At 59.9% G+C, this 13,447-nt stretch carries 12 protein-coding genes; 3 read left to right on the top strand and 9 right to left on the bottom strand.

The window, feature by feature from the left end; all coding sequences use genetic code 11:
- Positions 1 to 75: 75 nt before the first annotated feature.
- From choV to ACRRSD_RS12995, 3 genes are all read right to left on the bottom strand, one after another.
- The gene (gene choV, locus ACRRSD_RS13005; protein WP_034153601.1) at positions 76 to 1,254 is read right to left on the bottom strand and encodes a choline ABC transporter ATP-binding protein; all 1,179 of its coding nucleotides are present in this window, start codon (positions 1,252 to 1,254) and stop codon (positions 76 to 78) included.
- On the bottom strand, positions 1,251 to 2,096 hold the full coding sequence (choW, locus tag ACRRSD_RS13000; protein WP_122604374.1) for a choline ABC transporter permease subunit: 846 nt from the start codon (positions 2,094 to 2,096) through the stop codon (positions 1,251 to 1,253). The genes choV and choW overlap by 4 nt, the downstream gene beginning before the upstream one ends.
- Before the next feature lie 66 nt (positions 2,097 to 2,162).
- Entirely contained in the window at positions 2,163 to 3,107 is a 945-nt protein-coding gene (locus ACRRSD_RS12995) for a choline ABC transporter substrate-binding protein (protein ID WP_064119194.1), read from the bottom strand.
- Between the two features lie 437 nt (positions 3,108 to 3,544).
- Here ACRRSD_RS12995 and ACRRSD_RS12990 point away from each other — a divergent pair, with 437 nt between their 5' ends.
- Entirely contained in the window at positions 3,545 to 4,921 is a 1,377-nt protein-coding gene (locus tag ACRRSD_RS12990; protein ID WP_435038287.1) for an L-serine ammonia-lyase, read from the top strand.
- Between the two features lie 522 nt (positions 4,922 to 5,443).
- Positions 5,444 to 6,547 (top strand): GlxA family transcriptional regulator, encoded by a 1,104-nt coding sequence (locus tag ACRRSD_RS12985; protein WP_007949927.1) that lies wholly within the window; start codon positions 5,444 to 5,446, stop codon positions 6,545 to 6,547.
- A gap of 88 nt (positions 6,548 to 6,635) precedes the next feature.
- Here ACRRSD_RS12985 and ACRRSD_RS12980 read toward each other — a convergent pair whose 3' ends face one another.
- The 6 genes from ACRRSD_RS12980 to ACRRSD_RS12955 form a co-directional block, all read right to left on the bottom strand.
- The gene (locus tag ACRRSD_RS12980) at positions 6,636 to 6,899 is read right to left on the bottom strand and encodes a hypothetical protein (protein ID WP_435038286.1); all 264 of its coding nucleotides are present in this window, start codon (positions 6,897 to 6,899) and stop codon (positions 6,636 to 6,638) included.
- A gap of 403 nt (positions 6,900 to 7,302) precedes the next feature.
- On the bottom strand, positions 7,303 to 8,466 hold the full coding sequence (locus tag ACRRSD_RS12975) for a gamma-butyrobetaine dioxygenase (protein ID WP_435038285.1): 1,164 nt from the start codon (positions 8,464 to 8,466) through the stop codon (positions 7,303 to 7,305).
- A gap of 24 nt (positions 8,467 to 8,490) precedes the next feature.
- Positions 8,491 to 8,967: a thioesterase family protein gene (locus tag ACRRSD_RS12970; RefSeq protein ID WP_435038284.1), complete on the bottom strand. Its 477-nt coding sequence runs from the start codon at positions 8,965 to 8,967 to the stop codon at positions 8,491 to 8,493.
- 226 nt (positions 8,968 to 9,193) lie between these two features.
- The gene (locus ACRRSD_RS12965; protein WP_414870659.1) at positions 9,194 to 10,159 is read right to left on the bottom strand and encodes an L-carnitine dehydrogenase; all 966 of its coding nucleotides are present in this window, start codon (positions 10,157 to 10,159) and stop codon (positions 9,194 to 9,196) included.
- A gap of 140 nt (positions 10,160 to 10,299) precedes the next feature.
- A complete protein-coding gene (locus ACRRSD_RS12960; RefSeq protein WP_435038283.1) occupies positions 10,300 to 11,187 on the bottom strand; it encodes a 3-keto-5-aminohexanoate cleavage protein in 888 nt (295 codons plus the stop codon).
- A gap of 119 nt (positions 11,188 to 11,306) precedes the next feature.
- On the bottom strand, positions 11,307 to 12,251 hold the full coding sequence (locus tag ACRRSD_RS12955; protein WP_435038282.1) for a choline ABC transporter substrate-binding protein: 945 nt from the start codon (positions 12,249 to 12,251) through the stop codon (positions 11,307 to 11,309).
- A gap of 192 nt (positions 12,252 to 12,443) precedes the next feature.
- Between ACRRSD_RS12955 and ACRRSD_RS12950 the strand changes: the two genes are divergently transcribed.
- Complete coding sequence (locus ACRRSD_RS12950; protein ID WP_435038281.1) at positions 12,444 to 13,388, top strand: GlxA family transcriptional regulator; 945 nt, start codon at positions 12,444 to 12,446, stop codon at positions 13,386 to 13,388.
- Positions 13,389 to 13,447 lie beyond the last annotated feature (59 nt).

Here is a 13,447-nt window from a genome sequence, read left to right as displayed (position 1 = left end):
AGGGCTAGGGTGAGGGGCTTTTACCTGACCCAATAAAAAAGGGATCGCTCACCGCGATCCCTTTTTTATCCCTCCTTAACCGAGGTTCTTGCCCAACAGCGCGTGATACAACTCGCTGTCACCCAGAATCCCCACCACATGATTGTCATCATGCAGCACCAGCTTGTTGCCGGTCTGATAACGAATCTGCAGCGCATCACGCATGCCGATGTTCGAGTCCACCAGCGTCGGCTTGCGCTCCAGGCCCTCGACCGCTTGCCCCGGTGCCCAGTTCTGCAGGTTCAGCACCGAACCATTCTGCCGCGCGCCTTTGATGGTGTTGCCTTCGGCCAGGTCCAGCCACGAGTCTCCGCCCGGATCGAGGCACACCGAACCGTTGATGCGTTTGCACTTGTCCAGGGTGCGCATCAGGCTGCGACCGCAGAGCACGTTGAGCGGGTTGGTGTGCGCGACGAAGGTGCGAACGTAGTCGTCCGCCGGGTTCAGCACGATCTCTTCCGGCACGCTGTACTGGATGATCCGGCCGTCTTTCATGATCGCGATGCGGCTACCCAATTTCAGTGCTTCATCGAGGTCGTGACTCACGAACACGATGGTCTTGCTCAGTTTGCGTTGCAGTTCCAGCAGTTCATCCTGCAGACCCTGACGGATCAGCGGGTCGAGCGCCGAGAACGGTTCGTCCATCAACAGAATATCGGCGTCCATCGCCAGTGCCCGCGCCAGACCGACACGCTGCTGCATGCCGCCGGAGAGTTCGTCCGGCTTCTTGTTGCGCCATTGGGTCAAGCCAACCAGTTCGAGTTTTTCGTCGACGAGTTTTTTGCGTTCCTTCTCCGGACGACCCTGCATTTCCAGACCGAAACTGATGTTCTCGCGCACCGTCAGCCACGGCATCAGGGCGAACTTCTGGAATACCATGGCGATGCGTTTGGTGCGCATCATTTTCAGCTCGGCCGGGGTGCAGGAGGCGATGTCGATCTGGCGGTTTTCATGCTCGACGAACAGCTTGCCGCGGCTCACGGTGTTGAGGCCGTTGATGCAGCGTAGCAGGCTCGACTTGCCGGAACCCGACAGGCCCATCAGCACGCAGATCTCGCCTTTGTTGATGTCCAGCGTGGCTTTTTCCACGCCGACAATCTGTCCGGTCTTTTTCAGGATCTCGTTGCGAGTCATGCCCTGATCCAGCAGCTTGAGCGCCTCGCGTGGATCCTTGGAGAAGATTACGTCGACGTCTTCGAAGCGAATTATGCTCATGCGTCACCCCCTACTTTGGCGTCGGGTTGTTTGCAGATACGGTCGAGCATGATCGCCAGCAGTACGATCGCCAGGCCCGCTTCGAAGCCCAGGGCGATATCAGCAGTGTTCAGTGCGTTGACCACCGGTTTACCGAGTCCGTCGGCGCCTACCAGTGCAGCGATCACCACCATCGACAACGACAGCATGATGCACTGGGTGATGCCGGCTGCGATGCTCGGCATGGCGTGCGGCAGTTCGATCCGTGAGAGCAGTTGACGACGCGAGCAGCCGAAGGCCTTGCCGGCGTCCATCAGTTCTTGCGGGACATCGCGGATGCCCAGGTAGGTCAGGCGGATCGGCGCAGCGATGGCGAACACCACCGTGGAGATCAGGCCCGGTACCACACCCAGCCCGAAGAGGGTCAGGGTAGGAATGAGGTAAACGAAGGTCGGTACGGTCTGCATCAGATCGAGTACCGGCCGCATCATGGTGTAGAACATCGGTTTGTGCGCGGCGACGATGCCCAGCGGCACGCCGATGACCACGCAGACCAGGGTCGCGAACATGACCTGGGCGAGGGTTTCCATGGTCTCCTGCCAGTACCCCAGATTGAGGATCAGCAGGAAGGAGGCGACCACAAACGCGGTCAGGCCCCACTTGCGTTGAATCAGATGGGCGATGATGGCAATCAGGCCAATCAACACCAGTGGGTTGAACCAGGTCAGCGCAAACGTCACGCCGTGGATCATCGTTTCCAGGGTCACGGCGATTGCGTCGAAGGTGTTGGCGCCGTGTTGCGTCAACCATTCAACGAAGCCCGCGATGTACTGGCCTAAAGGTATTTTCTGATCAATCAGCATGGTAGTGAACGTCCGCATGCAAGGAAATAAACAGCCCGGACGGCCGCAGCCGTCCGGCATAAGCGATTACTGAAGCTTGGCTTTCACGGCCTCCAGGCCAGGTTTACCGTCAATGGTGGTCACGCCAGCGAGCCAGGTATCGAGCACTTGTGGATTCTTTTTCAGCCAGGCCTTGGCGGCCGCGTCAGGCTTCATCTTGTCGTCGAGGATGTTGCCCATCAGTTCGCTTTCCATGTCGACGGTGAACTCCAGGTTCTTCAGCAACTGACCGACGTTGCTGCATTCCGCGGCGTAACCCTTGCGGGTGTTGGTCGCCACGGTCGCCGCACCGAAATCGGGGCCGAAGAAATCGTCGCCACCGGTCAGGTATTGAATCTTGAAGCGCTTGTTCATCGGGTGCGGTGCCCAGCCGAGGAAGACCACGGCGGTGTCGCGTTTTTGCGCGCGATCCACTTGCGAGAGCATGCCCGCTTCCGACGATTCGACGACTTTGAAACCGGCGGTTTTCAGGCCGAAAGCGTCCTTGTCGATCATGCTCTGGATCAGACGGTTGCCGTCGTTGCCAGGCTCGATGCCGTAGATTTTGCCGTCGAGTTCTTTCTTGAATTTGGCGATGTCGGCGAAGTCATGCAGACCTTTGTCATACAGGGCTTGCGGCACGGCGAGGGTGTACTTGGCGCCCTTGAGGTTGGTGCGCACGGTTTCCACGGTGCCGGCATCGCGGTAGGCCTTGATGTCGTTTTCCATGGTCGGCATCCAGTTGCCGAGGAACACGTCCATGTTCTTGCCGTCGGCCAGCGACTTGTAGGTCACCGGCACGGAGATCATGGTGGTCTTGGTCTTGTAGCCGAGGGCGTTGAGGACAACGGAGGTGGTGGCGGTGGTCGCGGTGATGTCGGTCCAGCCGACATCGGAGAAGTTAACGGTACTGCACTGCGCCGGTTCTGCAGCTTGCGCCAGTAACGGCAGACTCAGCATGGCGGCCAACAACAACGACGGGGAACCTTTCATGGATGGACTCCTTGGTGTTTTTTTTGGCAGTGTTCCGACTGTGGACCACCGCACTTATAGGTTGCGGTTGGATGGCGTTCTGGAGACAGCTCTGTCACGGCGCCTTGCAATCGAGTCATAACGATCATGTACCAGTGAAAATCTGACGCCTACAGGGGGGGTCGTATCCAGTACAGGGATGGTCGCATCCAGTGTCAGTGACGTCGTTTACAGCTTTTTTCAGCCCCGAATGGCCATCTGAACTGCATGAAAACGGCGAAAAACCGGGGCGAAAACGGCGCGGCGCTGGTGGACATGAGTGCGTCGGTGTCAGACGTCGTGCGTCCCGACAAAAGCCTGATGATGCGGGCATTCCGGCGGATCGCAGCTTGAGCGTAGCAGCTCCGCCAGCGGGCGCTTTTGCGTCCCGGACCGGTACCCTCAGGAGCTCTGCAGCAATGGCTATCAGTGTTTTCGACCTGTTCAAAATCGGCATCGGCCCTTCCAGTTCCCACACCGTTGGACCCATGCGCGCCGCGGCATTGTTCGTCGAGTCGCTACGGGACAAGCACCAGTTGGAACAGGTGCGCCGTATAGAAGTGCAGTTGTTCGGTTCGCTGTCGGCCACGGGTATTGGTCACGGCAGCGACAACGCGGTGATCATGGGACTGATGGGCGAGTGGCCGGACGCAATCGACCCGTCGCAGATCGGCCCGCGCATCCAGGCCCTGCGCGAAACGCACACCCTGCTATTGGATGGTCGCTTGTCGGTGCCGTTTGTCTGGGCGCGGGACATGCGCCTGATCGATGAGAACCTGCCATTCCACCCCAATGCCATGACCATTATTGCCGAGGGCGATCACGGCGAACTGCATCGCGACACCTACTATTCGGTGGGCGGCGGTTTTGTCGTGGATCAGGCGCAGGCCTCCAGCGGAGTGGTCGATCTGGATCGCACTGAATTGCCTTATGACTTTTCCAGCGCGGTCGAGCTGCTGGAGCTGTGCAAGAACAACAACCTGCGCGTTGCCGAACTGATGATGGCCAACGAAAAGGTCTGGCGCAGTGAAGAAGAAATCCGCGCCGGGCTGATGAAGCTGTGGCGGGCGATGCAGGACTGCGTCGAACAGGGCTTGAAACACGAAGGCATCCTGCCCGGCGGATTGAATGTACGGCGGCGCGCGGCGAAGTTGCATCGCAGTCTTCAGGAGTTGGGCAAGCCCAATGTGATCGGCTCGACGCTCAGCGCGATGGAGTGGGTCAACCTGTTCGCCCTGGCGGTGAATGAAGAGAACGCGGCCGGCGGGCGCATGGTCACGGCGCCGACCAATGGCGCGGCGGGGATCATTCCGGCGGTGTTGCACTACTTTATGAAGTTCAGCGAGGCGGTGACGGACGCCAACGTGGTCGACTACTTCCTCGGTGCGGCGGCGGTGGGGATTCTGTGCAAGAAGAATGCTTCGATCTCTGGCGCTGAGGTTGGCTGTCAGGGCGAAGTCGGTTCGGCCTGCGCGATGGCGGCGGCGGGGCTGGCGGAAATTCTTGGCGCTACGCCGGAGCAACTGTGCAACGCGGCGGAGATTGGCCTGGAGCATAACCTAGGGCTGACCTGCGATCCGGTCGGTGGCCTGGTGCAGGTGCCGTGCATCGAGCGCAATGCGATTGCGGCGGTGAAGGCGATCAACGCGGCGCAGATGGCGTTGCGTGGGGATGGTCAGCACTTTATCTCGCTGGACAGGGTGATCCGCACCATGCGCGATACCGGCGCTGACATGCATGACAAATATAAAGAGACATCGCGTGGTGGCTTGGCGGTTAGCGCGGTTGAGTGCTGACTCAGTGACACCGAGGTGAATTCTTCGCGAGCAGGCTCGCTCCTACAGGGGGACGCATTTCAAATGTAGGAGTGAGCCTGCTCGCGATAGCGCCAGACCAGTCAAAACTGCTCACCAAGTGAACACAGACAATAAATCACGCCACCTTTTAGCGCGTCGCAAACAGATAAGAGTCTTTCCCACCTGTTACAGGCAACCAGCACCCCCTACCGTCCATCACCTGTGCTTGCGGTGACACTGTCCTACAATCGCGCGCAGGCCAGTTCCCACAAGTGCTACCGATCTGCTCACACCTGCCGGAGCAGGGCTTTTGCCGCCGCTGATGGCACTTCGAAACTCCACTGGCGGACCACTCGTATAGACACGTCGCGACGTCGTTTTCAGGAGTTATTGAACGGCCATCCAATTTTAGGCATGGCAATTGCTCTGTCATAACAAAGCCCGTCTCCCACGCGAGAACGATGGCAATAACAAGAGCCTCCGCCTGAGGCCATCACCCGCTTTGTGTGAGGAGATACCGCGATGACGTCGTTCAACTCCGGGGCCCAACCCCAGAACCGTGCGCCTCAATCCATCGGCTTTCTGCTGCTGGACAATTTCACGCTGATTTCTCTGGCCTCAGCAGTAGAACCTCTACGCATGGCCAACCAATTGTCCGGTCGCGAGCTGTATCGCTGGAGCACCCTCACCGTCGATGGCGGGCAGGTGTGGGCCAGTGACGGTCTGCAAATCACGCCAGACGCGTCCATGCACAAAGCGCCACCGCTGGACACCGTGATTGTCTGCGGCGGCATCGGTATTCAACGCACGGTTACTCGTGAGCACGTCTCGTGGCTGCAAAGCCAGGCGCGTCAGTCCAAGCGTCTCGGCGCCGTGTGCACCGGCAGTTGGGCTTTGGCGTGTGCAGGCCTGCTCGACGGTTTCGATTGCAGCGTGCACTGGGAATGTCTGGCGGCGATGCAGGAAGCCTTCCCGCGCGTGGCCATGAGCACGCGCTTGTTCACCCTCGACCGTAACCGTTTCACCAGCTCCGGTGGCACCGCGCCGCTGGACATGATGCTGCACCTGATCAGTCGCGATCACGGCCGTGAACTCTCCGCCGCGATCTCGGAAATGTTCGTCTACGAACGCATCCGCAACGAGCAGGATCACCAGCGTGTGCCGCTCAAACACATGCTCGGTACCAATCAGCCGAAACTGCAGGAAATCGTCGCGCTGATGGAAGCCAACCTCGAAGAGCCTATCGACCTCGACGAACTGGCTGTATACGTCGCCGTGTCGCGTCGACAGCTGGAGCGCCTGTTCCAGAAATATCTGCACTGCTCGCCATCGCGTTATTACTTGAAGCTGCGCCTGATCCGCGCCCGGCAACTGCTCAAGCAGACGCCGATGTCGATCATTGAGGTGGCGTCGGTGTGTGGTTTCGTCTCGACGCCGCACTTCTCCAAGTGCTACCGCGAGTACTTCGGCATTCCGCCGCGTGACGAGCGCGTGGGCTCCAACACCACCCAGCAAGTGGCGATGCTGCCGCTGCCGCAGGCAATCGTGATGTCGCCGCTGTCGGGGCCGATGTCGGCGTTGAGTCAGGCGCGCAATGAGTCGACGTTTGCCAGTGTAAGGCTGTAAGGCAAAAGATCGCAGCGTGCGGCAGCTCCTACAGGGATATGCGTTCCAATGTAGGAGCTGCCGAAGGCTGCGATCTTTTGATCTGCTGTCAGGCGCTATGGCTTTGCTGATATTCCGCCAGTGCCGGCAACAACTGTTTGTCGATCGCCTGACGCACCGCAGGCTGGATACTGGCGCCGCTGGTGTACATGTCCTTGACCATCTTGCGCAGTTCAAACGCGCGAACATTATCCAGACCGCGTACCGCGCACTCGCAAGCCTGATCGGCGGTAGTGCCACTCGGTACTTGAATACCCAACGCCTTGAGCTGGCCCAACAAATCTTCCTGATCGATCAAATCGGCATACATCATGACGCGCATCCTTCTTCGGTAACGGAGGTCGTGGCTCGATTCTGGTAGCCATGCGGGGGCACGGCAAGGGCGATTTGTCGCAGTGGCTGCGACGGCTATGAACAGGTCGTTTTCGGCTAACTTGCCGCTCAAGGGAGTGGGCACACTGAACTCAGCTTGCAACACGAAGGTTTGGTCACCCTCGCTTGGCAGCTCCTCAACAGTACCCTCCTCAGCTCCGATCCTGTCACGGCTTGATCGGAGTTTTTTTTGCCTGTGAATCGGTAGAGATTTGTTGTTCCCATTGACGCTTTCGCGAGCAGGCTCGCTCCCACAGGTGACCGCGTTGATTCAGGGGAATGCGGTTAAAAGTGGGAGCGAGCCTGTCTCCGGGCGGCGTTCCGACGAATAACGATGACGCGGTCTAACGCTGCAACACCAGAATCCGCGACAACAACTCATCCCGGTCGACATAACAACCCTGGAAATGTCGCGCCCCCGTGGCTGGGTCAAAGGCATTGCGCGCATGCAAGGTGCGGCGATTATCAAAACACCACAACTCGCCAGGATTGAGCCGCTGTATCAGCCGAAATCGCGGCTCGCGGGTCATTGCGATGAAGCGTCGATAAGCCCGATACAACACTGGCATCTGCTCCACCGACGTATCAAATGCCCCACGCAAAAAGTTCGCCATGCGGATTTCTGCGACACGTCCCAAAGCATCCAAAGCAATGATCGGCGCCAGGTAGCGATAGTCGCTATGCCGATCCTTGTTGCGAAACTCCACAGGTATTTCACACAGCGCCTGAAACGACGTGGGGTCTTCACTGCGCAACGCATCGGCAATCGCAAAACCGTCGACAAAAATACTCTCGCCACCCTCGGCGTCATTCTCCAGACAGTGCAGAAATTGCAGCCCCGGTTGCAGCTCGCGGGTGGGTAGATCCGTGTGCAACGGCAGGTTGAAAGCGGTGTAGGCATTGCTGTCGGCATCGGCCTTGGATTGCACGTTGAACAGCACGCCGAAGTTGCTCTCGCGGATGAAAGAAATGCGTTGGGCGATGAGCTTCAGCGAGCCCGGTTCGGTGGGCACGCCACGTACTTGCGTCAGACCAATGTCGCGCACGGCGATCAGCCATTGCAGCAGGGCGGCGTCGTCGTTCATCAGTGCGGCGTATTCGAAAACCGGCAACTGCATATCGCTGCGCCACAGATAAGGCTTGGGTTTGGCGGCCAAGCGTTCGGCGCGGGATTGCTCATCGTAGGCATGGGCGCGCAACCAGCCTGGATCGAATCGGCTAAGGTGGCCGTCCTGCCAGTCGATGCGCAGGCAGCCGTCGGTGTCGATGTTTGCGGCTGCGGGTTTCAGATCTTCAGCGGCGTCGACAATCTCGAAAACCTGCTCACGGGTGACGTTGTAGACGCATTGCTGACACGGGCAATTGTCCCGTAACCAGACATGGTGAAACGGGCTGACGCGACCGTCAGCCCACTCAATGGCAACACGATCCGCCAGTCTCTGCACGCCGCTTAGCGCGCTGATCAACGGATAAGTACGGAAATCGGCAACAGCGGCAGCGGTGTTCATGGCGGCTCCTTGCGATCTATGGAATTACCGGGCGGGTGGCAGCGCGATAACGCGGCTGATGTAAGCGGGCGCGGGCAGGTCTTTTTGCTCGGCGACGATGTCTTGCAGGCGGCTCAAGGTGTCCGGGCTGAACAGCGCCGAGCGCGGGCCGGCGAGGTCGACGTGCAAGAGCATTTGTTCGTTGCCGGCCAGTTCCTGCTCGTCACCGACCTTGTGCAGGCTGTGATAGAGGTGCAGGCGTTTGCTGTCGTGACCGATGATTTGCGTGTGCACTTCGACCTCGGTGTCGAGCTTCACTTCGTGCAGATAATTGAGGTGCAGTTCGAGGGTGAACAGCGAGTGGCCGCTGGCTTCGCGGTTGCTGCTGTCCATGCCGAGGCGGTCCATCAGAGCGTCGGTGGCGTAGCTGAAAATCAGCAGATAGAAGGCGTCGCGCAGGTGACCGTTGTAGTCGACCCAGTCGGGGATGATTCTGGTTTGGTAGGTGGTGAGGGTGGGCATGATTGGGTTCCGGCAGTTGGCAGGTCATTAAGATCAGGAGCTACCCCCTCACCCCAGCCCTCTCCCCCAGGGGGGAGAGGGGGAAAGGGAGCCGATCTTTATGCTATTCAAAACTTGAGTTCGGCTCGGTGGTGCAAGTCGGCGTAGCTCGCAAAAACACCGCGGTCGGTCCCCTCTCCCCCCGGGAGAGGGCTAGGGTGAGGGCAGCGATGTCATGCCATACACATCACTCGCTAAAACTCATCCCATGCTTCTCCTTGGTGGTCTTCACCGCCTCAAGCACCGCCAGCAGACAATCATCACGATAGCGCTCCAGCGCCGAAATGCTGTGACGACCGAGCTGATCACTGGTGCCATCGACCACGTCATCAATCAACTTGTCAGTCAGCTCCGGAGCCGGCAGATAGGTCCACGGCAACTGCAACGCCGGGCCGAACTGCGACATGAAGTGACGCATGCCGGCATCACCACCGGCCAAGGTGTAAGTCAGAAACGTACCCATGAACGACCAGCGCAAACCAGCGCCAAAACGAATCGCATCGTCGATCTCGCCAGTGGTCGCCACGCCATCGTTGACCAGGTGCAGCGCTTCACGCCACAGCGCTTCGAGCAAACGGTCAGCGATGAAACCGGGCACTTCCTTGCGCACGTGCAGCGGACGCATGCCGAGGGATTCGTAGACTTTCATCGCCGCTTGCACGGCCTCCGGGGCGGTATTCTTGCCACCGACCACTTCGACCAACGGAAGTAGATAAACCGGGTTGAACGGGTGGCCGACCACGCAGCGTTCGGGGTGCGTCGAACTCTCGTAGAACTCGCTTGGCAACAGGCCCGACGTACTCGAACCAATCAAGGCATCGGGCTTGGCCGCGGCGCTGATTTTGCTGTGCAGATCGAGTTTCAGCTCGAGACGCTCCGGGGCGCTTTCCTGAATGAAGTCAGCATCGCGCACGCATTCTTCGATGGTCGCGACAAAGCGCAGACGATCCTGCGAAGCGCCCGGCGCCAGGCCGTTTTTCTCCAGCGCGCCCCAGGCATTGGCCACGCGTTTGCGCAGTGCTGCTTCGGCACCGGGTGCCGGGTCCCACGCCACCACGTCGAGGCCGTGGGCGAGGGCGCGCGCGACCCAGCCGCTGCCGATGACACCGCTGCCCAGCGCAGCGAAGGTTTTGATTTCGGTGATAAAGCTCATGGTCATGTCCTGAAGGTTGTGGAGTTCCCTGTGGGAGCGAGCTTGCTCGCGAAGGGGGCGGTACATCCGCAGCATCTTCATCAGCAGAGCCATCGCATTCGCGAGCAAGCTCGCTCCCACAGGGTTTTGAGGTGAGTTCGTTAGCCGCGCTGGGTCAGGCCCATCTTTTTGCGACCTTCCGCCGGGGTCAGCACGCGGGCGCCGAGGCGGCTGAGGATCTCGGTGGCGCGTTCGACCAGTTGGCCGTTGGTGGCCAGCACGCCTTTGTCCAGCCACAGATTGTCTTCGAGCCCGACCCGCACGTTGCCGCCGAGCAACACCGCTTGCGCCGCCATCGGCATCTGCATCCTGCCAATGCCGAACCCGGCCCACACCGCGTCAGCGGGCAAGTTGTCGACCATGGCTTTCATGGTGGTGGTATCCGCCGGAGCGCCCCACGGGATGCCCAGACACAGCTGGAACAACGGGTTATCCAACAAACCTTCCTTGATCATCTGCTTGGCAAACCACAGGTGACCGGTGTCGAAAATCTCCAGCTCGGCCTTCACGCCCAGCTCGGTAATACGCTTGGCGCCGGCACGCAGTTGCGCCGGAGTGGAGACATAAATGGTGTCGCCATCGCCGAAGTTCAGCGTGCCGCAATCGAGGGTGCAAATTTCCGGCAGCAACTCTTCAACGTGGGCGAGACGGGTCAGCGGGCCGACCAGATCGGTGTTCGGGCCGAACTCCATCGGGTTCTCGCCCGCGCCGATCTCCAGGTCGCCGCCCATACCGGCGGTGAGGTTGACGATGATGTCGACGTCCGCCTCGCGGATGCGCTCCATCACTTCGCGGTACAGCGCTACGTCGCGGCTGAACTTGCCGGTCTGCGGATCGCGCACATGGCAGTGCACAACCGTGGCGCCGGCCTTGGCCGCTTCAACAGCCGCCGCAGCGATCTGTTTCGGGGTGATCGGCACGTGTGGGCTCTTGGCGGTCGTGTCGCCAGCACCGGTGAGTGCGCAGGTGATGATGACGTCGTGGTTCATGGTGCGGTTTCCTTCAGGCGTGATGGGTCTGTCCGCAGCCCTTTTCCGGGCTGCGAAGCTTCGTCCAGTTCCCTCTCCCTTTGGGAGAGGGTCAGGGTGAGGGGCTTTTCAAAAGGGAGTTATTTGCTGGTCAGCTGCAGGTTTTCAGCGGCCGGTTTGCCATCGAACGTGGTCACACCTTCAAGCCAGCGCTGCTTGTCTTCCGGGTGATCCTTGAGCCATTGCTTGGCCGATTCGAAAGCGTCCTTGTGGTCGAGCAGCGGCTGCATCATCCGGCTCTCGTCTTCGGCGGTGAACGTCAGGTTGGTCAGCAAACGACCAATGTTCGGGCACTGCTCAGCGTATTTCGGCGCGGTCACAGTCCAGACGGTGGCCATGCCTTCGTTCGGGCCGAGGGCGTCGTCGCTGCCGGTCAGGTAAGTCATCTGCACGTTGACGTTCATCGGGTGCGGCGCCCAGCCGAAGAACACCACGGCCTCTTTGCGGCGCACGGCACGGTCGACGGCGGCGAGCATGCCGGCCTCGCTGGACTCGACCAGCTGGAACTTGCCGAGGCCGAACTGGTTCTTGGCGATCATTGCCTTGATCTGCGTGTTGGCGCCCGAGCCCGGTTCGATGCCGTAAATCTTGCCGCCCAGTTCCTTCTCGAATTTGGCGATGTCGGCGAAAGTTTTCAGGCCCTTGTCGGCCAGATAAGTCGGCACCGCGAGGGTGGCGCGGGCGTCTTTCAGGCTCGGTGCTTCTAGGACTTTGACTTGGTTGGCGTCGACGAACGGGGTAATGGTCTGGGTCATCAGCGGGTTCCAGTAGCCGAGGAACAGGTCCAGCCGCTGATCACGGATCCCGGCGAAGATAATCTGCTGAGACGCGCTGGTCTGTTTGGTGTTGTAGCCGAGGCCGTCGAGCAGGACCTGGGTCATGGCACTGGTGGCAATCACGTCGGTCCAGTTGACCACGCCCATGCGCACGTTCTGGCATGAGGCGGGTTCGGCCGCCATGACGCTGGCGCTGAAGAAAGCGGTACCGCTGAGTGCAAGAACACAGCTGCTGATCAGTCGTTTCATGTCGGGTTCCTCGGCAGGTCGTTTATTGTGAGTTCCGGCATCTGTCGTGCCGGTAATGCAAAGTTACGCAGCAATGCGCCTGTGAAAACGCACTGCGGCGACTGGCATTTGCACTGTAGCGACCTGTGCGCTTGAACGCTGACGACAATCGGCGTATCAACGATCCACGCTACCCGCCGACCGAGTGCGCACATGTTCCAGGATTTCTATTTCTTGCTGATGCCGGGGTTCTCCGCCATCGGCTTTATTTCCGCGATCGAACCGCTACGCGTGGCCAACCGCTTCCGTGGCGAGCTGTATCGCTGGCATGTGTTGAGTGCCGATGGCGGGGCGGTGCTGGCGAGCAATGGCATGTCGGTCAACGCCGACGCGGCGCTGGAGCCGTTGAAGAAAGGCGCAACGTTGTTGGTGGTGGCTGGGTTTGAACCGTTGAAATTTGCCACGCCGACCCTGGAGCATTGGCTGCGGCGGCTGGATAACGAAGGCGTGACCCTCGGCGCCATCGACACCGGCAGCTTCGTCCTTGCCGAGGCTGGCCTGCTCGATGGCCATCGCCTGACCCTGCACTGGGAAGCCATTGATGCGTTCAAGGAATCTTATCCACAGCTCAGCGTTACGCAGGAGCTGTTCGAGATCGACCGTCGGCGCATCACCTCGGCCGGTGGCACTGCTTCCATCGATCTAATGCTCGATCTGATCGCCCAGGCCCACGGCCCGCAACTGGCGATTCAGGTCAGCGAGCAGTTCGTGCTGGGGCGCATCCGTCCGCGCAAAGACCACCAACGTATGGAAGTCGCCACGCGCTATGGGATCAGCAACAAAAAACTGGTTCAGGTGATTGGCGAAATGGAGCAGCACAGCGAACCGCCGCTGACCACGCTGCAATTGGCGGATTCGATCAAAGTGACACGACGGCAACTGGAGCGCCTGTTCCGGCTGCACCTGAACGACACGCCGAGCAATTTCTATCTGCGGCTAAGGCTGGAAAAAGCCCGGCAACTGCTGCGCCAGACCGACATGAGCGTGCTCGAAGTCAGCATCGCTTGCGGCTTTGAATCACCGTCGTATTTCACCCGCAGCTACCGTGCACGCTTCGCCCGCTGCCCCCGCGAAGACCGCCGTACCGCCCAGGCCTAATTGGATGCACACAAAACCCCTGTAGGAGTGAGCCTGCTCGCGATAGCGGTAAGTCAGAC

The organism is Pseudomonas neuropathica (assembly GCF_051174785.1).
Lineage (GTDB): Bacteria > Pseudomonadota > Gammaproteobacteria > Pseudomonadales > Pseudomonadaceae > Aquipseudomonas > Aquipseudomonas neuropathica_A.
Note: the sequence above shows the minus strand (reverse complement) of the source record. Positions and strands in the feature narration are given on the sequence as shown.

Bases quoted from the DNA above. Each gene is read 5' to 3' on its own strand.
- choV (WP_034153601.1), bottom strand. From the start codon at position 1,254: ATGAGCATAATTCGCTTCGAAGACGTCGACGTAATCTTCTCCAAGGAT.
- choW (WP_122604374.1), bottom strand. From the start codon at position 2,096: ATGCTGATTGATCAGAAAATACCTTTAGGCCAGTACATCGCGGGCTTC.
- ACRRSD_RS12995 (WP_064119194.1), bottom strand. From the start codon at position 3,107: ATGAAAGGTTCCCCGTCGTTGTTGTTGGCCGCCATGCTGAGTCTGCCG.
- ACRRSD_RS12990 (WP_435038287.1), top strand. From the start codon at position 3,545: ATGGCTATCAGTGTTTTCGACCTGTTCAAAATCGGCATCGGCCCTTCC.
- ACRRSD_RS12985 (WP_007949927.1), top strand. From the start codon at position 5,444: ATGACGTCGTTCAACTCCGGGGCCCAACCCCAGAACCGTGCGCCTCAA.
- ACRRSD_RS12980 (WP_435038286.1), bottom strand. From the start codon at position 6,899: ATGATGTATGCCGATTTGATCGATCAGGAAGATTTGTTGGGCCAGCTC.
- ACRRSD_RS12975 (WP_435038285.1), bottom strand. From the start codon at position 8,466: ATGAACACCGCTGCCGCTGTTGCCGATTTCCGTACTTATCCGTTGATC.
- ACRRSD_RS12970 (WP_435038284.1), bottom strand. From the start codon at position 8,967: ATGCCCACCCTCACCACCTACCAAACCAGAATCATCCCCGACTGGGTC.
- ACRRSD_RS12965 (WP_414870659.1), bottom strand. From the start codon at position 10,159: ATGAGCTTTATCACCGAAATCAAAACCTTCGCTGCGCTGGGCAGCGGT.
- ACRRSD_RS12960 (WP_435038283.1), bottom strand. From the start codon at position 11,187: ATGAACCACGACGTCATCATCACCTGCGCACTCACCGGTGCTGGCGAC.
- ACRRSD_RS12955 (WP_435038282.1), bottom strand. From the start codon at position 12,251: ATGAAACGACTGATCAGCAGCTGTGTTCTTGCACTCAGCGGTACCGCT.
- ACRRSD_RS12950 (WP_435038281.1), top strand. From the start codon at position 12,444: ATGTTCCAGGATTTCTATTTCTTGCTGATGCCGGGGTTCTCCGCCATC.